Here is an 18,574-nt window from a genome sequence, read left to right on the forward strand (position 1 = left end):
CGGTGGTCCGGAGGCGGACAGTGGTGGTCGGAACGTCGACGGCGGACGGGCCGCGGAGGGCCGGGCCCGGGGCCGCGGGAATCGGAGTGGTCACCGGGATCACGGCGGGCACCGGGATCACAGCGGCAGGAAGAGGCCGGCGCCGGGCCGGTGCGCGAGCACCAGCCCGGTGTGGATCTCGTAGAACCAGCCGTGCAGCCGGATCTCCCCCGTGTCCAGCCGGCGGGCGACGGCCGGGTAGCCGCGCAGCCGGTCGAGCTGGTTGAGCACGTGGCGCTGGACCGGCCCCGCGACCGTCGGGTCGAAGACGTCGGTCTCGTCCGCGCGGAGCACGGCCTGGTCGGCGTGGCGCAGCCAGGCGCGGACGGCGGGCACCACACTGAGGTCCTCGTCGCGGACCACGGCGCCGACGGCTCCGCAGTGCGAGTGGCCGCAGACCACGATGTCGCGGACGCCGAGCACCTCGACGGCGTACTCGATGGTGGCGGTCTCGCCGGAGGACCCGTCGGCCCGGTAGGCGGGGACGATGTTGCCCGCGGTGCGGAGTTCGAAGAGGTCCCCGGGGTCGGCGCTGGTGATCAGGGCGGGCACCACGCGCGAGTCGGAGCAGGTGATGAACAGGGCCTGCGGGGCCTGGCCCGCGGCGAGTGCGGTGAGTTCCCGGCCGGTGTCCCCCGCGCGCTGCGGGAACGCCCTGGCTCGGTCGATGAGCGGTTCCATCAGGGTGGATGCCTCCTTCGGTGACCCTCGCGGTGTGGTCCGGGAGGGGCGGTGGGCGGGCAGGCACGTCGGAACCAGTTGTCCCCGGCAGAAGGGTGTGACGGCGGCGGGCGCGGAAATGCCCGGGCCGCGTCGGTGCCCCCCGGCGACCTGTTGACGCGTCAAGGGCAAGTAAAGCACGGGCATGGGGAAGGCAAAAAGCATTCCAAGGGCGGGGAATGTGCCGATCTGGTTAACATCGTGTCACCTGAAACGGGATCCGGCCTTCCGCCCTGGAAAGCCTCGCACGGAAGGAACCTGACGGACCGTCGGGACGTTGGGGTGCGCGCGAGGGCCGCCACCGTTCCGGGAACGGTGGCGGCCCGGGAGCCCGGCCGGGACGGCCTCGCTGTTCCGGCCGAAGCCGAGCAGCGTCTGCCGCACCTGCTCCTGCTGTCCCAGTGCGTAGGTCTCGGCGATGGCGGCGTCCCCCAACGGGTCTCCGGTACCGCGCATCCGGTCGAGCAGGTCATCCGTCCGGCCATTGGCGGCCATGTGGTCCTCCGTCGGGATCGGCACGTGATCCGCATACGTATCACCACGTTCCCGGCCGGCCCGCCAGCCTCACTCGTTCGAGGGCGCGCCGCCCGGGCGGCACCGGGGCGGCTCACCCGGAGCCGGGGCTCCCGGCGCACAGCGCGTGGTCGATCAGCGCGCCGGCCGCGTCCTCCTGGGCCAGGATGTGGTCCCAGGTGTCGCCGCGCGCTTCGGACATGGAGACCACGGCACTGCGCCGCCCGTCCCCGGTGACGCCGTTGAGGGTGATGTAGCCGCCGTCCCCGCCGTCGTGGCCCCAGTACGTTCCCCCGCAGGTCAGCGAGCGTTCGACCAGACCGAGCCCGTACTGGCCGCCGTGCCACATCGTCGCTGTCTCCTCGTCCACCTCCACGGTCTCCTTCATCTCGGCCAGCTGCCGCGCCGGCAGCAGTCGGCCTCCGAGCAGTGCCCGGAGGAAGGCGTTCTCGTCGCGCGTGGTGGTGACCCACGAGAGCCCGCCGACCAGCGGCACCTGCTCGGTGACGTCCACCCGGCCGTCGGGGGCGGGGAAGAGCTGGTAGGCCTGGGCGTGCGGCCGGGGCAGGGTGGGGGAGGCGCCGATCGACCGCGTCCGGTCGAGGCCGAGCGGGCGCAGGACGCGCTCCTCGATCTCCCGCTCGGCGGCGCGCCCGGTGGCCCGCTCGATGATCATGTCGAGCAGGATGTAACCGGTGTTGGAGTAGCGCCAGTTCGTGTCGTCGAGGAACTCCGCCCCGGCCACCAGCTCCTCGGCACTGTGGACCTGGTAGCGCTCCCGCTCGTACTCGTCCCTCGTGTTGTATCCGGGCAGGTGGTCCTTGATGCCGCCCTCGTGCCGGAGCAGTTGGCGAACGGTGATCCCGCTGCCGCCCTTGGCCCGCGCCACCTCCGGCAGCCGGTGGCCGAGCGTGTCGTCCAGCGACAGCCGGCCCTCGGCCTCCAGTTGGAGGACCACGGTCGCGACCATCGTCTTGGCCGTACTGGCCATCCGGAAGTAGCCGTCCGGTGAGACCGGGCGGCCGGTGGTCACGTCGGCGGTGCCGCTGGTGGCGACCGTCTGCCGGCCGTCGGGCCCGACCACCCGGGCCTGTACGCCGGCGATGCCGAGGTGGTGGATCGCCGCGGTGTCCTGGCGCAACCGCTGGGCGACGGAGGAACCGGCGGGTCTGGCAAAGGCGTTGGCCGTGCCGGCCGCCAGCAGCACGGCGACACCGGCCGCCACGACGAGGTGCTTTCGCAGGATCGAGGTCATGGCCGCACGCTAGCCAGTCCAGGACCGGACCGGTCGCGGTCCGGCACCACCCGGGGGCGGATTGGGGGATGTCCCCGAGTGCGCCCCCGAGAATCCCCTGCCGTTCCCTCGGGGCTCAGCCGGGGAACTCCCCCAGGGCGGGACCCGGAGCGCGGGAAAGGACGTGGGAGCGCGGGCTGACCACGAGCCCTCACGTCCATGGGCGCTCACGCCCGCAGGAACGCCGGCACCGCCGGCACCAACCGGACCAGCGCCGCCCGGCCGCCCGCCAGGGCGCGCCGGAGCGCAGGACCGGCGTTGCCGCCCGGCCCCCCGCATCAGCCCACCGAAGCCGTAGCCGGCCGCGGTGACGGCCCGGCACCGGCCCCTGCGGCCACCGCGTCCAGGGCCGCCAGCCGCCCCAGGCTGGCCCGGCGCTGGAGCGCGCCGAGCCCGACGGCCGCCACGCCGAGCCCCACCCAGCCGACCGGCCCGGCCGCCATCACCACCCCGGTCAGCAGCAGCGGCCCCACCGACTTCTGCACCGACTGGGACATCCCGGCGACCCCCAGGTACGAGGCCCGGGCACCCGGCGGCGCCAGCACGACCGCCAGCTCCCAGGAGCTCACCGAGCGCATCAGCTCCGCCACCGTGACCAGCACCGCCGCGGCCAGCAGCGCGACCGAGGCCACGACCGGCCCGGCGCCGGTGGCGAGCACGATCAGCAGGCAGCTGCCCAGCACCGCGACCCCGTACCAGCGCACCGCCGTGGCCGCCCCGCGCGGGCCCTCCGCCCAGGCCGAGACGCGCAGTTGCAGCAGCACCACGAGCACCGTGTTGAGCACCAGGAAGGCCGGGACGACGGCGTGCGGCGCGCCGGTGTGGTGCACCAGCCAGAGCGGCAGGCCGACGCCCAGGATCGAGTCGTCCAGGTTCAGCGGGATGTCCAGCAGGACGAACCGCAGGTAGCCGCGGTCGCGCCAGGGGCTGGGCGCGGCGGACGGCTCCCCGGCCCGCCCCTCCGCGCCTTCGGCCCCGCCTCCCGCACCGCCCTTCGCCGCGACCAGGCCGCGCCCGGACGGCTCCCGGGCGCGCCAGACCAGCACGGCCGCCAGCACGTACGACAGCCCGTTGGCCAGGATCAGCACCCGGTAGGCGGTCGTGCTCCCGACCGCGAGACCGATCGCCGCGACGCCCGCGCCGAGAGCGACCCCGGCGTTGGCCACACTGCGGAACAGGGCCTGGTAGGTGGTCCGCCGCTCGCCCGCCACCCTGGTCGCGAACAGCATCTCCAGCGTCTTGGCGGCCCGTTCGGCCAGGCAGATCAGGGCCACCACGGGCAGCAGCGCGGCGAAGTCGTCGACCACCAGCAGCAGGCCCATCGCCCCCAGCCGCAGCAGGTGGCAGCCGATCAGCAGCAGGCGCACCGGCACGCGTTCCGCCAGCCGCCCGGCCAGCGGCGAGCCGGCGATCCCGGCCACCGCGCCCACCCCGAGCAGCAGTCCCAGCTGCCGCGCGTCCATCCCGCACACGTACGTGAAGTAGAGCACCGAGGCCGCCGACCACACCCCCGTGCCGGTCCGGTCGACGCCCTGCGCCAGCAGCATGATCCGCGCGTCCCGCCCGCCGGGCGGCCGCCGCAGCTGCGCTATCAGTCCGTTCCCCCGCATGGCAGGCCCCCGTCGCATGAGTCACATGAATCGCGTGGTCACGATCAATCTCGACATCAAGATACTTCACATCAAGAGACCTGCGGAACCCCCGAGCCGCCCCGCCCGGCACGGCACCGCAACCCTCGACGCACGGCGGGCCGTACGCCACACTCTCCCCAGCAGCACCCGCGCTCCCAACGCACCCGCGCTCCCAACGCACCGGCACGACGCCATGACCACCGCACAACGGAGAGCCGATCGGTGACCACTCGCCAACTGCTGGAGATCGCCTTCTCGTCCGGACGGACCGGGTCCGGACCGGCCACCTGGGGCCAACGGGCCATCTGGGACAACGTACGAAAGCTGCCGCCGGCCGACGCGCCGCGCTACAACATCGCCACCGCGGCGCCGCTGGACCCAGGACTCCCGGTGCCCGTCCTGCTCGCCGCACTGGAGCGGCTGCTGCACCTGCACGACTCGCTGCACACCCGGCTGCTCCCCGACGAGGACGGCGGCCTGCGCCAAGTCGTCGACGGCGAAGGAACCCTGGGCGTCCACCTGCTGCCCGCCGCGACGCACCAGGACCCGGCCGAACTCGGCGCCCGGCTGCACGAGGAGCTGGCGGCGCAGGCCTTCGACACCGCGACCCAGTGGCCGGTCCGGGTCGGCGCGGTGACGGCTGACGGGCTGATCCGGCACATCAGCCTGGTGCTCTCGCACACCGCGGTGGACGGCTCCGGGATGAGCCGCCTGGTCGCCGACCTGTCCGCGCTCTGCCTCGGCAGCTCGCCCGAGGAGCTGGCCGAGCTGCGCACACCCGCCCGACAGCCCCTGGAGGAAGCCGAGTTCCAGACCTCCGAGCGGGGGCTGCGGCGGGACGCGGGGGCCCGCAGGCAGTTCGTGCGCAAGCTCCGGCTGGGCCCGGCCAGGCTCTTCCCACCGGCCGCCGGACAGCCCGCCCGCTTCCCGAACGCGGTGCTCCGCTCCCCCACCCTGCCCCGGGCCGTGGAACGGGTGGCCGCCAGGCACCGGGTCAGCACCGGCTCGGTCCTGCTCGCCGCGGCGGCCACGATGACCGCCAGGCTCGCCGGCTCCTCCGAGGCCGTGCTGAACGTCGTGGTCAACAACCGCTTCCTGCCCGAGCTGGCCAACGCGGTGAGCGTGGTCGCGGGCGACGGGCTGTTCCATCTCCCGGACGCCGCCGCCGAGTTCGGCGACGTCGTACGGCGCACCCACGCGGCGGCGATCGGCACCTACCGCCACGCGTACTACGACAAGCTGGCGCTGGCCGCCGAGGTCGCCGCACTGACCGCCGAGGGAGTCGAACCGGCCGACCGCTCCTGCGTGTTCAACGACACCCGCGAGCTGCTCCCGGTCGTCGCCGACCCCGGCGACGACCGGACCACCCTCAGCTGGCCGGTGGAGTTCGAGCCGCGCCCGGGCCTCACCTACGCCCTGGACGCCCTCCAGTCGGCCGAGGCACTGAGCCTGGCCATGACGGCGGACCCGTCCGTACTCCCGAGACCCGCGATGGAGCGGTTCCTGCGCGGCATCGAGGAGTTGATCCTCACCGAGGCCGACACGGCGACCGACACCGCGACGGACACCGCGACCGACGCACGGACGGACGCACCGCACGACGCACGGACCGCCGTCGGCGCTTGAACCTGACACCGGTGTCAACTTCTACCGTACCGGCATGACCACGACCACCACCGCATCCCTGCTCACCCCGTACCGCCTCGGCCGGCTCGACCTGCCGAACCGCGTCGTCATGGCTCCGATGACGCGGTACCGGGCCGCCGAGGACGGTACGCCCCTGCCCGTCGTCGCCGAGCACTACGCCCAGCGCGCGGGCGCCGGCCTGATCGTCACCGAGGGCATCTGGCCCAGCCGGCAGGGCCAGTCCGGCTGGCGCCTGCCCGGCCTGGAGACGCCCGCGCACCTGGCCGGCTGGCGCGCGGTGACCGGGGCGGTGCACGCCGCCGGCGGGCGGATCGCCGCCCAGCTGATGCACGGCGGACGCCAGGGCCACCCGTTCAACCGGCTGCTCGGCGACGTCCCCGCGGGCCCCTCCGCCGTCCCCGCCCCCGGCCCGGTGCACATCAGGGACGGCGGCAAGGCGGAGGCCGTCACCCCGCGCGCCATGACCCGCGAGGAGATCCACCGCACCATCGCCGACCACGTCGACTCCGCCCGCCGCGCCCTCGCCGCCGGCTTCGACGCCGTCGAACTGCACGGCGCCAACTCCTACCTGATCCACCAGTTCCTGGCCGACAACACCAACCTGCGCACCGACGAGTACGGCCCCCGCACCCTCCCCGACCGGCTGCGCTTCGCGATCGAGCTGGTCACCGCCGTCGCCGGGGCCGTCGGCCCCGACCGCCTCGGCCTGCGGCTGTCCCCCGGCAACCCGCAGTTCGGCATGCACGAGGCCGACCCGGCACCGGTCTACCGCGCGCTGCTGGCCGAACTCGACGGCCTCGGCCTGGCCTACCTCCACCTCACCGACAACGACGACTACCCGGCCCTGGCCGACCTGCGCCCGCGCTGGTCGGGCCCGCTGATCGCCAACGTCGGCGAGAACCGCGCCGCCACCGACCGCGAGCGGGGCGAGGCGGTGCTCACCGCGGGCCTGGCCGACCTGGTCTCCTACGGCCGCGCCTTCATCGCCAACCCGGACCTGCCGGAGCGGTTCGCCGCGAACGCGCCGCTCGCCCCCGTCGACCCGGTCCACCTCTACGGCCAGGAGGCGGCCGGCTACACCGACTACCCGCGATTCCGGCCCGCCGACCGTCCCTGATCCGGCGGAGGGCACCCCGTCCTGACCGGTTGTCAGTGCCACCCGCTATGGTCGGCCCCGAACGATTCCAGTACGAACAGCACCACCGCCACCAGGGGGCACCACCATGACCGCACCGGGCACCGGCCCGCTCACCACCGCCGACCTCGTCGAAGGCTGGCGCCGGGTGGGCGTGCGCGAGGGCATGGCGCTGATCGTGCACTCCTCGCTCTCCAGCCTCGGCCGGGTCGAGGGCGGCGCGGCGGCCGTGGCGGCCTCCCTGCGCGAGGCGGTCGGGCCCGGCGGCACCGTCGCCGCGCCCACCTTCACCTCCGACACGGTCCGCGACCCGGCCCCCGGGCACGCGGGCCCGCCCACCCCCGGGATCGCGGAACGGCGGGCCGCCGTCCCGCTGTTCCACCCCGGGCTCCCCTGTTCCACCGGCGCGGTGGCGGAGGCGCTGCGCGCGCTGCCGGAGAGCCATCGCAGCACCCATCCCCAGGTCTCGGTGGCCGCCGTCGGCGCGCACGCCAGGGAGGTCACCGGCCGCCGGTCGCTCGGCTTCGCCGTCGGCCGGGAGTCGCCGTTCGGCGCGCTGCACGACCTCGGCGGCCACGTGCTGCTGGTCGGCGTCGGACACGACCGCAACACCTTCCTGCACTACGCCGAGACCTTCGCACCCAACCGCCGGCTCAAGCTCCGCCGCTTCCCGATGGCGATCCAGGGCGAGCGGGTCTGGATCGAGGCACCGGATGTGGCGGACGACAACGGCACCCACTTCCCGGTCGTGGGCCGGGAGTTCGAGGAACGGACGGGCATCCGCGAGGCCTTGGTCGGCAGCGCGCCCTGCCGGCTGCTCCCGGTCCGCGACCTCATACCCTTCGCCGTCCGCCGCCTCACCGAACTGCTGGCGGCCGACGGCCCCGGAGCGGCGTAGGCCGAGCCGGCGGTTCGCGTCGCACACGCGGCCCGCCGGCCCGATCCGTCACGCCGTCAGTTGCGCGCCTCGTGCACCGAGCCGGCCTCCTGGATCTTCTTCCAGGACTTCGGCTCGGCCGGCGGCTTCCCCTGGTCCGCACCCGCGCCCAGGGCCGGCGAGGCCACGACCGAGGCACCCGGCGGCACCGGCCCGACGGCCGGCTTGCTCGCGGTGAACAGCCAGGTGTTCAGCAGGTCGCCCAGCTTCTTGCCGGAGACCTTCTCCGCGTACGCCTGGAACTCCGGAATGGTGACGTTCCCGTAGCGGTGCTCGGTGGGCCAGCCCTTGAGGATCCGGAAGAACGCGTCGTCCCCGACGGCGTTGCGCAGCGCCTGGATGGCCACCGCGCCGCGGTAGTACACCGCGAGGGAGAACTGGTTCTCCTCTCCCGGGTCGCCCGGCTTGACGCTCCAGAACGGGTCGTCGGCCGGGAACAAGGCGTATACGTAGTCGGCCAGTTCCTGCGCGGTGCCCTCGTTCTCGTGCTCGGACCAGAGGAACTGCGCGTACTGGGCGAAGCCCTCGTTCAGCCAGATGCCGTTCCAGTCCGAGAGCGAGACGCTGTCGCCGTACCACTGGTGGGCCAGCTCGTGCACGACCACCGAGGCGTTGGAACCCCGGGCGAACAACCGGGGGCCGTAGGTGACCCGGGTCTGGGTCTCCAGGGCGCCGCTGGACTGGGTGTTGGGGACGTAGCCGCCGACCGAGCTGAACGGGTACTCGCCGAAGTAGCCGCTCAGCCAGTCGACCAGCTCACCGGTCCGCTCGACACTCGCCCTGGCCGCGGCGGCGTTCTCGCCGAGGTCCTTGCTGTACGCGTTGTAGACCGGCAGCCCGCTCGCCGTGGTGTCCGTGGTGATGTCGAACTTGCCGATCGCGAGGGTCGCCAGGTACGTCGCCTGCGGCTTGTCCTCGCGCCAGCTGTACCTGGTCCAGCCCGCCTGCGAGGAAGTGCCGGTCAGGACGCCGTTGCTGATCACCTGGCTGCCGTTCGGCACCTGCACCGAGACGTCGAAGGTGGCCTTGTCGCTCGGGTGGTCGTTGCTCGGGAACCACCACCCGGCCGACACGGGCTCGCCCGCCACCACGGCACCGTCCGGGGTGCGGTGCCAGGCGGTGAAGCCGCCGTACTTCGTCACGGTCGACGGCACGTCCTTGTAGCGCACCACCACGGTGGCCTGGCTGCCCTTGGCCAGCGGCCGGGCCGGGGTGATCTCCAGCTCCTGGTCCCCGCTGGTGGCGAAGGCCGCGGGCCGCCCGTTGACCCGGACCTCCGTGACGTTCAGCGCGAAGTCGAGGTTGAACCGGGAGAGGTCCTGGGTCGCCGTGGCGAGGATGGTCGTGGTGCCCTCCAGCTCGTCCGTGGCGGGCTGGTACTTCAGCCGGCTGTCGTAGTGCGAGACGCGGTAGCCGCCGTTGCCGAGGGTCGGGTAGTAGCTGTCACCGAGTCCGTCCGCGCCCGGCTGGAAGCCGGAGGCCGAGGCGGGGACGGCCAGGAACAGGCTCAGGGCACTGGCAGCGGAGACGATCAATCTCTTGCGCACGTGGTCCTCCAGGGATCACCAGAGTGATTGGGCTGAATCGATCCTTGTCCTGACTGCCCATCACCCACCACCCGATCGCGAGATCTCCATGGAAAGAAACACGCCGAAATGACGGCTTCGCAGCGGTGCGGCGAAGCCGTCATCCCGGCGCGTACGCGAACCGCCGATCCGATACTCGGGACCGTCAGTTGTGCGCCTCGTGCAGCGAGTTGCTCTCCTGGATCTTCTTCCAGGACTTCGGCTCGGCCGGCAGCCGCCCCTGGTCCGCACCCGCGCCCAGGGCCGGCGAGGCCGCCACCGAGGCACCGGCCGGCACCGGCCCGACGGCCGGCTTGCTCGCGGTGAACAGCCAGGTGTTCAGCACGTCACCGAGCTTCTTGCCGGAGACCTTCTCCGCGTACGCCTGGAACTGCGCGATGGTGGCGTTCCCGTAACGGCGCTCCGTGGGCCAGCCCTTGAGGATCCGGAAGAACGCGTCCTCCCCGACGGCGTTGCGCAACGCCTGGACGGCGACCGCGCCCCGGTCGTACACGGCGCCCGCGAACTGGTTGTCGGGACCGGGGTCGCCCGGCTTGACGGTCCAGAACGGGTCGTCGGCCGGGTGCGAGGCGTAGACGTAGTCGGCCAGCTCCTGGGCGGTGCCCTCGTTCTCGTGCTCGGACCAGAGGAACTGCGAGTAGCGGGCGAAGCCCTCGTTCAGCCAGATGTCGCTCCACTGCGAGAGCGAGACGCTGTCGCCGTACCACTGGTGGGCCAGCTCGTGCACGACCACCGAGGTGTTGGAGCCCCGGGCGAACTGCCGGGGGCTGTAGAAGATCCGGGTCTGGGTCTCCAGCGCGAAGCCGGTCGGCACGTTGGGGACGTAGCCACCGACCGAGCTGAACGGGTACTCGCCGAAGTAGCCGCTCAGCCAGTCGACCAGCTCGCCGGTCCGCTCGACGCTCGCCCTGGCCGCGTCCGCGTTGTCACCGAGGTCCTTGCTGTACGCGTTGTAGACCGGCAGGCCCTTCGCCGTGGTGTCCGTGGTGACGTCGAACTTGCCGACCGCGAGCGTGGCCAGATAGGTCGCCTGGGGCTTGGTCTCGCGCCAGCTGTACCTGGTCCAGCCCGCCTGCGAGGAGGTACCGGTCAGGATGCCGTTGCTGATCACCTGGTTGCCGTTCGGCACCAGCACCGAGACGTCGAAGGTGGCCTTGTCGCTCGGGTGGTCGTTGCTCGGGAACCACCACCACGCCGACTCGGGCTCGCCGGCCGCCACCGCGCCGTCCGGCGTGCGGAGCCAGGCCGTGAAGCCGTACTTCTTCACGCTGGACGGCACGCCCTTGTACCGCACGACCACGGTGGCCTGGCTGCCCTTGGCCAGCGGCCGGGCCGGGGTGATCTCCAGCTCCTGCTCACCACTGGTGGCGAAGGCCGCGGGCCGCCCGTTGACCCGGACCTCCGAGACGTTCAGCGCGAAGTCGAGGTTGAACCGGGAGAGGTCCTGGGTCGCCGTGGCGAGGATGGTCGTGGTGCCCTCCAGCTCGTCCGTGGCGGGCTGGTACTTCAGCCGGATGTTGTAGTGCGAAACCTGGTAGCCGCCGTTGCCGTAGGTCGGGTAGTACCGGTCACCGACCCCGGCCGTGCCGGCCTGGAAGTCGGATGCCGAGGCGGGAACGGCCAGGAACAGGCTCAGGGCACTGGCAGCGGAGACGATCAGCCTCTTGCGCACGTGGTCCTCCAGGGATCACCGGAACGATTGGGTTGAATCGATCCTTGTCCCGGAGGCGCCTCGTCCACTCCCCCATCGTGAGATGTTCATGAAAAGAAACGCGCCGAAATGACGGCTTCGCAGCGGTGCCGCGACGTCGTCACGCCGCCCCGCCCGTCACTCGCGCTCCATCCCCCAATCGCACTCCGCCCGTCACTCACACACTGCCCGCCACTCACGCCCCGAGCACCACGGGCGCCCGGACCAGCGAGCCGTACTCCGTCCACGAGCCGTCGTAGTTCTTGACGTGCGGATAGCCGAGCAGCTCGGTGAGCGCGAACCAGGTGTGCGCGGACCGCTCGCCGATCCGGCAGTACGCGATCACCTCGCGCTCCGACCCCACGCCCTTCCCGCCGTACAGCTCCCGCAGCTCCTCCGCCGAGCGGAACGACCCGTCGTCGTTGGCCGCCTGCGACCAGGGGATGTTGACCGCGCCGGGGATGTGCCCCGGCACCTGGGCCTGCTCCTGCGGCAGGTGCGGCGGTGCGATCAGCTCGCCCCTGAACTCGGCCGGGGAGCGGACGTCCACCAGCACCGCGTCCGCCCCCGGTTTGGCGAACACCTCCGCCTTGGCCAGCACCTCGTCCCGCATCGCCCGCAGCTCCGGCCGCTCGGGCCCGCTCAACCGGTAGCCGGTGTGCTGGTAGTCCATCACCTCCGGGGTGAGCTCCCGCCCCTCCAGCTCCCACTTCTTGCGCCCGCCGTCCAGCAGCCGCACCGGCCCGAAGCCGCGCAGCCGCAGCAGCCAGTAGGCGTAGGCGGCGAACCAGTTGTTGTTGCCGCCGTACAGCACCACCGTGGTGTCGTCCTCGACCCCGGCCGCCCGCAGCAGGTGCTGGACGCCGTCGCGGTCGGCGTAGTCACGGCCGACCTGGCTGTGCAGGTCGGTGGTCCAGTTCCAGCCGACCGCGCCGGGGATGTGGTCCCGGTCGTAGGCCTCGGTGTCCTCGTCCACCTCGACGACCCTGACCGTCCCGTCGTCCAGGTGGTGGGCCAGCCATTCGGTGCGGACCAACGCCTCGGGGTGCGCATAGCCGTTGCCGGTCATCCCAGGCCCTCCTTCGCTCTGCCCAGGCTGCGGCGCCCGACCACGGACACAGCGGGCCGCACCACCACGACAGGGCGTACGGGCACGGCGAGGCGCCGGCGACCGGGCCGGACAGTTCGAACCTACGCCGACAGCCCGGCCCGGGCCACCCCGGCGAGCCCCTGCGCGAGGCGCCCGACCGCCCCGGCCCGGCGAGCCCCGGCCCGGCGAGCCCGCCCGTCAGCCGTTCGCCGCGCCGTCGAGCCGCGCCACGTAGTACAGGTTCAGCACGTCGCCCTCGACCCGCTTCGTCTCGACCGGCCCGAACCCGGCCTCCGCCAGCATCCGCCGGGCGGTCTGCTCGCCCCAGACCGTCCCGAGCCCCTCCCCGCCCTCACCGAGCGAGACCGTCATGCAGTAGAAGGTCGAGAAGGTGTAGAGCGCGGGCGCCAGCGGGTGGCCGATGTTCTCCGCCAGCTCGCTGCTGGCGGCGATGTCACCCATCAGGAAGACGCCCCCGGGCCGCAGCGCTCCGGCGACGGCGGCCAGCGTGCGGGTCGGGCGGGCCAGGTCGTGGATCACGTCGAAGGCGGTGACCAGGTCGTACTCCCCGGTCAGCGCGGCCGAGTCGGCGACCTCGAACCGGGCGTTGCGCAGGCCCAGCCGGGCCGCGGACGCGCGGGCGGCGGCGATCCCCTCGGCGGAGATGTCGATGCCGGTGAAGCGGCTCTCCGGGAACGCCCGGGCGAGCACCGTGACGGCGTGCCCCTGCCCGGTGCCGATGTCCACCGCGTCGATCCCGGCCCGCAGCCGCTCGGTCAGCCCCGCCGCCAGCGGCACGATCGCGTCCACCAGGGCCAGGTCGTACACCCGGGCGGTCTCCTCGGCCTGGAGCCGCTGGAAGCGCGGGTACGCCGAGTACGGCATCCCGCCGCCGCCGCGGAAGTGCCCGAGCAGCTCCTGCTCGACCTCTCCCATCATCGCGAGGAAGGGCATCATCCCAGCCAGGTTGTCCGGCCCGGCCGCCCTGGTCAGTGACGCCGCGTGCTCGGGCGGCAGCAGGTAGGTGCGCTCCCGCGGGTCGTACTCGACGAAGCCCGCGACGACCATGCAGCCCAGCCACTCGCGGACGTAGCGCTCGTTCAGCCCGGCGGCCCGCGCGATCTCCTCGCCGGTCGACGGGGCGAGCCCGGCCATCAGGTCGTACAGCCCGGTCTGGTGGCCGAGGCTGGTCATCAGCCCCAGACAGGCGTCGTTGAGGACCTCCAGCACGCGCCCGCCGAAGGCCTCCTGCTTCACCGCGTCCGGTTCCCGTACGGACATGACGTCCTCCTCAGCGGCCGGGATGGCGCCCCCCTCCCCAGTCACGCTACGCCACTCACCCGAATGGCCCCACCGGAAGTGCGGTGGAGCCGATCACGGGTGGCCCGGCGGCTCCTGACCGCTCGCCGGACCGCCGTGGTCCGCGGTGACCGTCCGTTCAGGAGAAGAGGACGGAGCGCAGCTTCAGCCGGTCGCCGAGCTTCTTGCCGGGGGCCATGTCGTAGAAGACGTCGCCCGCGCAGCCGGCGGCCAGGAAGACGGTGGCCGTGGAGCGGGTGAGGTTCTCCGGCGCGAAGCCCGGCGCCGCCTCGGTGGTCCACGGCAGGTCGACGCACTCGCCGCTCTTCGGGTCGGCCAGGCCGGCGAGGACCCCGGGGCCGACCTTGTAGAGGAAGTCGCCCTCGGCGGCGTTGGCGGAGAACGGGACGGCGAGGACGAGGGCGATGGCGCTGGCGGCGGCGAGCACGGCGTTGCGGAGACGCATGAGTGAGGGCCTTTCAGGTGGTACTCGGCGATACCCGGTTAATCGGTGCGAGATCACCCTAGAGGCCCAAAATCCGCAGAAACGGTTCTCCCTCCTCACCTTTTCGAGTGGTTCAAGGGTTGAAGCCGCCACCCCGGATTCACCCGAAATGCTCTCAGTTCGGCGGAGCCGTGAAGTAGTACCCCGAGTCGACGAGCACCGGCAGGTACGCCTTCAGAGCCGCCACCGTCTGCGACCGGTCCCCGCCGCCGTCGTGGTTGAGCACGATCGACCCGGGCCGGACGCCCTTGAGGACGCGGTCGGTGATCGCCGAGGTCCCCGGCCTGGCCCAGTCCCGCGGGTCCACCGACCACGCCATGTTCCGCATCCCGAGGTCGGCGGCCACCTGGAGCGACTCCGCGGACCAGTCCCCGCCCGGCGCGCGGAACCAGGTGGGCAGCCGACCGGTGGTCCGGTGCAGCAGGTCGGAGGTGCGTTCCAGCTCGTCCCGCACCTTGGCCCCGGACAGGTGCCGCAGGTCCGGGTGGGTCCAGGTGTGGTTGGCGATGTGGTGGCCGCGGTCCGCGATCTCCCGCACCAGCGCCGGGTGCTCGACCGCGTTCTCGCCGATCAGGAAGAACGTCGCCCTGATCCCGTACTGCTCGAACAGCGCCAGCACGGTCGGCGTGTACCGGGGGTCGGGACCGTCGTCGATGGTGAGCGCCACCACCCGCTGCGCCGGGTCCAGGTCGTACACCGGCTTGCTCTCCGCCTCGGTGAGCACCCGGCGCACCGGCACCGCGCTCGGCGCGGCGGACGGGGGCGGGGCGGACGAGGGCGCGCCCCCCGAAGGCGCGGCGGACGGCGGTGGGGCGGACGAGGGCGTGCCCTCCGGGGCCGCCGCCGAGGGCGCGGCCGGAGCGGCGCCGGGCCCGTCGGGCGCCCCCTCGGGCCCCGCCGAGGCGGACGGGGCGACCGCATCGGCCGCCCCCGCTCCGCCCTCCCCGCCACCCCAGGGGTTCCGGCATCCGGCAGCCGCCCCCAAAAGGGACATTCCGGCCGCAACCAACAGCAATCTTCGCGAAGTAATCTGACGATCTGACAGCATTCTGGATGCTTCCCCCGGCCGTCACCTCGGTTCCCCGGGGGCAACTCAGACGGACCCGATCACCACTCCGACGGCCCAGGCGCGACGGGCGCACACCCCGCGTCCCGATCCCTTCCGCAGATCTTCCCCGACCGGACGCTTCACCTCCCGTCCGGACCGCTACGCTGTGCCTTCCCCAGTGTGATGATCTGCCATCAGAGGACGTGGCCATGACGACAAGTCAGGACTTCCCCCACCAGGGCCCGCAGGAACAGGACCCCGCCGAGCTGAGCCAGTGGGAACGTTTCGGCGTCGACACCACCGCCCCGCACTCTGCGCGCGTGTACGACTACTGGCTGGGAGGGAAGACCAACTTCCCGCCCGACCGCGCCATGGGGCAGGCCATCGAGCAGGCCGTGCCGAGCGTCAAGGAGATGGCCAAGGCCAACCGCGCCTTCCAGGGCCGGGCCGTGCGCTATCTGGCCCAGGAGCACGGCATCCGCCAGTTCCTCGACCTCGGCACCGGCATCCCGACCTCGCCGAACACCCATGAGATCGCCGAGGCGGTCAGCCCCGGCACCCGGGTGGTCTACGTCGACAACGACCCGATCGTGCTCGCCCACGCCCGCGCGCTGATGGTCTCCAGCCCGGCCAGCCGCACCACCTACATCCACGCCGACCTGCGCAAGCCCGAGGAACTGTTCGCCGACCCGGCGCTCACCGCCACCCTCGACCTCACCCAGCCGGTCGGCCTGCTGATGATCGCCGTCCTGATGCTGATCGCCGACGCGGACGACCCGTGGGGCCGGGTCGCCGCCCTGCGCGACGCCCTGCCGGCCGGCAGCTGCATCGCCCTGACCACCCCCACCCCGGACTTCGACCCCGAGGCCGTCGGCAAGGTCGCCGAGGCCGCCCGGGCCGGCGGGATGACGCTGGTGCCGCGCGGCTACGACGACGTGGTCCGCTTCTTCGACGGCTGGGAGCTGGTCGAGCCGGGCGTCGCCCCGGTGCTGGCCTGGCGCCCGGACGGCGAGCCCCCGGCCGACCCGAAGGCCGCGTACTACTGGGGCGGCGTCGCGATCAAGCGCTGACGCCCGCGAACCCGGGGGGACGAGCCGCACGCCGTCCCCCCGGGTCACTTCAGCAGCCGCGAGAGCCGCCGGTCGGCGAGCGGTCTGCCACCGGTCTGGCAGGTCGGGCAGTACTGCAACGAGGAGTCCGCGAAGGACACCTCGCGGATGGTGTCCCCGCAGACCGGACAGGGCTGACCGGTCCGGCCGTGCACCCGCAGCCCGAGCTTCTTCTCCGCCTTCAGCTCCCCCGCCGCCAGCCCGCGCGAGCGCTCCACCGCCTCGCGCAGCGTGCCGCCGAGCGCCTCGTAGAGCCGGGCCACCTCCTCCTCGCCCAGGCTCGCGGCCTGCTTGTACGGCGACATCCGGGCCGCGTGCAGCACCTCGTCCGAGTAGGCGTTGCCCACCCCCGCCAGCGCGCTCTGGTCGCGCAGGAGGCCCTTGAGCCGGCGCCGGTCCCCGCCCAGCAGCGCGGCGAAGTCGGCCAGGGTGAAGGCCGGGTCCAGCGGGTCGGGGCCGAGCCTGGCCACCCCGGGCACCTCGGCCGGGTCCCGCACCACGTAGACCGCGAGCCCCTTCTTCGAGCCGGCCTCGGTGAGGTCGAAGCCGTCCCCCGCCTCGCCCGCCAGCCGCACCCGCAGCGCCAGCGGGTTGCGCGGGCTCGGCCGCGGCGGCTCGGCGGGCAGGCCGTCCTTCCAGCGCAGCCAGCCGGCCCTGGCCAGGTGGATCACCAGGTGCAACCCCTCGGCCTCGATGTCCAGGAACTTGCCGCGCCGGCCCACCGGGCCGACCGTCCGCCCCTCCAGCGCCGTCACCGGCGGGTCGTACGTCTTCAGCGCGCTGATCGCCACCGGCTGCACCCGGGCGATCACGCGCCCGGTCAGCCGCTCGGACAGGAAGGCGCTCAGCGCCTCGACCTCGGGCAGCTCCGGCATGCGCCCAGTCTCCCGCAGCCCGCGTTCCGTCGCCCGTCGCCCGTCACACGCGCTGCCCCCCTTGGCCGGCTCCGGCCCCGAGGCGCAGGCTGGAACGGAGGGAGGTACCGCGCCACCATGAGCACCCTTGAGGAACAGATCGACATCGCCGTCCCCGTCCTCGCCGCCTGGGAACAGCTGCACCGGGTGCACGAGTACCCGCAGTTCGTCGACGGCGTCCGCAGCGCCCACCCGCACGGCCGCAACCTCGCGCACCTCGGGGTGCGGATCGGCGGCGCCGAGCGCTCCGTCGACACCGAGATCACCGACCGCGGCCGGGGCCGGGTGATGGCCTGGCGGACGCTGGACTCCGTCCGGCTGCGCGGCGCCTTCGCGCTGCTGCCGCTCGACGCCGGGCACACCCGGGTGCAGATCCGGGTGGAGTACGACCCGGACTCGATGCACCGGGAGTTCGGCGGGCCGCGCGGCTTCGCCCAGGCGGGGGCGGTCGAGCGGGCCGTACGCGAGGACCTGGACCACTTCAGGGAACTGGTCGAGACGCGGGGTGAACGGAGCCGCCGACGGTCGCCCGGACTCCCCCGACGCCGCCCCTCCGACTCCCCGTGAACACCCGTAAGCGCCGCATAAGCCCAGCTCAGCACGGTTGGTGAGGCTCTTCACAGCCGGCCGTCCGGCAGACCGTTCCACTTTCAACCTGTGGCAGACTCGGATGCCATGGACATCGGCCCGGTCACCAGGACGCTCCGCGCGGCGGTCTTCGCCGCGCTGGTCGTGCTGCTCGCCGGGCTCGGCCAGGTGCTGGTCACCGGCCGCTCGCTGCCGGTCGGCCCGATGCTGCTGGCCGCCACCGCGGTCTTCGCGGTGGCCTTCGCCCTGGCCGGCCGCGAGCGCGGCTACCCGGCGATCGCGGCGGTCTTCCTGCCCCTGGAGCTGGGCGCCGGCGCGCTGTTCGACCTCGCGCAGAGCACCTGTCCCTCCCTGCCGCCCGGCGCCGGGCACGGCCTCCAGCCGCTGCTGTGCGGCGGCGGCTCGCTCGGCGGCCTGCTGCTCGGCCACGGCGTCTCCCCGCAGACCGCCGTGCTGCTGCTCCTGCTGCTGCACACGGTGATCGCGCTGGCCGGCGCCTACTGGCTGCGCCGCGCGGACGCCGCGCTGTGCTGCCTGGCCGGCACCGCCCGGATGCTGGGCGGGTTCCTGCACCGCCACCTGCCGGCTGCCGCCCGCTGGCTGCGGCTGCTGACCGCTCCGCGGCCGGCCCGTCCCGTGGTCCGGGTGCCGTTCCCCCGGGCCAGCCGCGCGCTGGTCCCCGCCGAGGACGTCGTCGTCCGCCCGGCCGTCCGGCGCGGTCCTCCGGTGTTCGCCCTGGCCGTCTGAGCCGTCCGAGCCGCGGGTATCCCGCCCGCTCGGTCCCGCCCGGTCGGCCGTCTCTCTCCCGCGCGGGCCCCGACGGGCCGCG

Annotated in this window: 16 protein-coding genes; 6 read left to right on the forward strand and 10 right to left on the reverse strand. The window is 73.3% G+C overall.

The genetic code is table 11. The features are described 5' to 3' along the window. Positions 1 to 117: 117 nt before the first annotated feature. The 3 genes from ACZ7C5_RS06550 to ACZ7C5_RS06560 form a co-directional block, all read right to left on the reverse strand. Positions 118 to 720 carry a carbonic anhydrase gene (locus tag ACZ7C5_RS06550; protein ID WP_401091813.1) on the reverse strand — a complete coding sequence of 201 codons (603 nt, stop codon included), beginning with the start codon at positions 718 to 720 and terminating at the stop codon, positions 118 to 120. 646 nt (positions 721 to 1,366) lie between these two features. After that, positions 1,367 to 2,527 carry a serine hydrolase domain-containing protein gene (locus ACZ7C5_RS06555; RefSeq protein WP_470322138.1) on the reverse strand — a complete coding sequence of 387 codons (1,161 nt, stop codon included), beginning with the start codon at positions 2,525 to 2,527 and terminating at the stop codon, positions 1,367 to 1,369. Between the two features lie 317 nt (positions 2,528 to 2,844). Beyond that, the gene (locus ACZ7C5_RS06560; RefSeq protein WP_470322139.1) at positions 2,845 to 4,176 is read right to left on the reverse strand and encodes an MFS transporter; all 1,332 of its coding nucleotides are present in this window, start codon (positions 4,174 to 4,176) and stop codon (positions 2,845 to 2,847) included. 243 nt (positions 4,177 to 4,419) lie between these two features. Between ACZ7C5_RS06560 and ACZ7C5_RS06565 the strand changes: the two genes are divergently transcribed. The 3 genes from ACZ7C5_RS06565 to ACZ7C5_RS06575 all read left to right on the forward strand — a co-directional run bounded on the left by ACZ7C5_RS06565 (position 4,420) and on the right by ACZ7C5_RS06575 (position 7,877). Then, the gene (locus ACZ7C5_RS06565; protein ID WP_401091818.1) at positions 4,420 to 5,823 is read left to right on the forward strand and encodes a condensation domain-containing protein; all 1,404 of its coding nucleotides are present in this window, start codon (positions 4,420 to 4,422) and stop codon (positions 5,821 to 5,823) included. 34 nt (positions 5,824 to 5,857) lie between these two features. After that, the gene (locus tag ACZ7C5_RS06570; RefSeq protein WP_401091820.1) at positions 5,858 to 6,961 is read left to right on the forward strand and encodes an alkene reductase; all 1,104 of its coding nucleotides are present in this window, start codon (positions 5,858 to 5,860) and stop codon (positions 6,959 to 6,961) included. 106 nt (positions 6,962 to 7,067) lie between these two features. Further along, on the forward strand, positions 7,068 to 7,877 hold the full coding sequence (locus ACZ7C5_RS06575) for an AAC(3) family N-acetyltransferase (protein WP_470322140.1): 810 nt from the start codon (positions 7,068 to 7,070) through the stop codon (positions 7,875 to 7,877). A 56-nt stretch (positions 7,878 to 7,933) separates the two neighbouring features. Here ACZ7C5_RS06575 and ACZ7C5_RS06580 read toward each other — a convergent pair whose 3' ends face one another. The 6 genes from ACZ7C5_RS06580 to ACZ7C5_RS06605 form a co-directional block, all read right to left on the reverse strand. Beyond that, a complete protein-coding gene (locus ACZ7C5_RS06580) occupies positions 7,934 to 9,463 on the reverse strand; it encodes a M1 family metallopeptidase (protein ID WP_470322141.1) in 1,530 nt (509 codons plus the stop codon). Positions 9,464 to 9,647: 184 nt separating this feature from the next. Then, positions 9,648 to 11,174: a M1 family metallopeptidase gene (locus ACZ7C5_RS06585; protein WP_470322142.1), complete on the reverse strand. Its 1,527-nt coding sequence runs from the start codon at positions 11,172 to 11,174 to the stop codon at positions 9,648 to 9,650. A 214-nt stretch (positions 11,175 to 11,388) separates the two neighbouring features. Further along, the gene (locus tag ACZ7C5_RS06590; protein ID WP_401091828.1) at positions 11,389 to 12,261 is read right to left on the reverse strand and encodes a sulfurtransferase; all 873 of its coding nucleotides are present in this window, start codon (positions 12,259 to 12,261) and stop codon (positions 11,389 to 11,391) included. A 219-nt stretch (positions 12,262 to 12,480) separates the two neighbouring features. Beyond that, a complete protein-coding gene (locus ACZ7C5_RS06595; RefSeq protein ID WP_401091830.1) occupies positions 12,481 to 13,563 on the reverse strand; it encodes a class I SAM-dependent methyltransferase in 1,083 nt (360 codons plus the stop codon). A 157-nt stretch (positions 13,564 to 13,720) separates the two neighbouring features. Further along, positions 13,721 to 14,047: a hypothetical protein gene (locus ACZ7C5_RS06600; RefSeq protein WP_401091832.1), complete on the reverse strand. Its 327-nt coding sequence runs from the start codon at positions 14,045 to 14,047 to the stop codon at positions 13,721 to 13,723. 154 nt (positions 14,048 to 14,201) lie between these two features. Beyond that, entirely contained in the window at positions 14,202 to 14,810 is a 609-nt protein-coding gene (locus ACZ7C5_RS06605; RefSeq protein ID WP_470322143.1) for a polysaccharide deacetylase family protein, read from the reverse strand. A gap of 533 nt (positions 14,811 to 15,343) precedes the next feature. Here ACZ7C5_RS06605 and ACZ7C5_RS06610 point away from each other — a divergent pair. After that, the gene (locus ACZ7C5_RS06610; RefSeq protein ID WP_188300970.1) at positions 15,344 to 16,204 is read left to right on the forward strand and encodes an SAM-dependent methyltransferase; all 861 of its coding nucleotides are present in this window, start codon (positions 15,344 to 15,346) and stop codon (positions 16,202 to 16,204) included. Between the two features lie 44 nt (positions 16,205 to 16,248). On the opposite strand, the gene ACZ7C5_RS06615 is transcribed toward ACZ7C5_RS06610, so the two are convergent. After that, the gene (locus ACZ7C5_RS06615) at positions 16,249 to 17,118 is read right to left on the reverse strand and encodes an Fpg/Nei family DNA glycosylase (protein ID WP_401091837.1); all 870 of its coding nucleotides are present in this window, start codon (positions 17,116 to 17,118) and stop codon (positions 16,249 to 16,251) included. Between the two features lie 117 nt (positions 17,119 to 17,235). Between ACZ7C5_RS06615 and ACZ7C5_RS06620 the strand changes: the two genes are divergently transcribed. After that, positions 17,236 to 17,724: an SRPBCC family protein gene (locus ACZ7C5_RS06620; protein WP_401091839.1), complete on the forward strand. Its 489-nt coding sequence runs from the start codon at positions 17,236 to 17,238 to the stop codon at positions 17,722 to 17,724. A 108-nt stretch (positions 17,725 to 17,832) separates the two neighbouring features. Further along, positions 17,833 to 18,492, forward strand: coding sequence for a hypothetical protein (locus tag ACZ7C5_RS06625; protein WP_470322144.1), 660 nt, complete (start codon positions 17,833 to 17,835; stop codon positions 18,490 to 18,492). The last annotated feature ends 82 nt before the right edge of the window (positions 18,493 to 18,574 follow it).

Source organism: Kitasatospora sp. NPDC036993 (genome assembly GCF_055607525.1).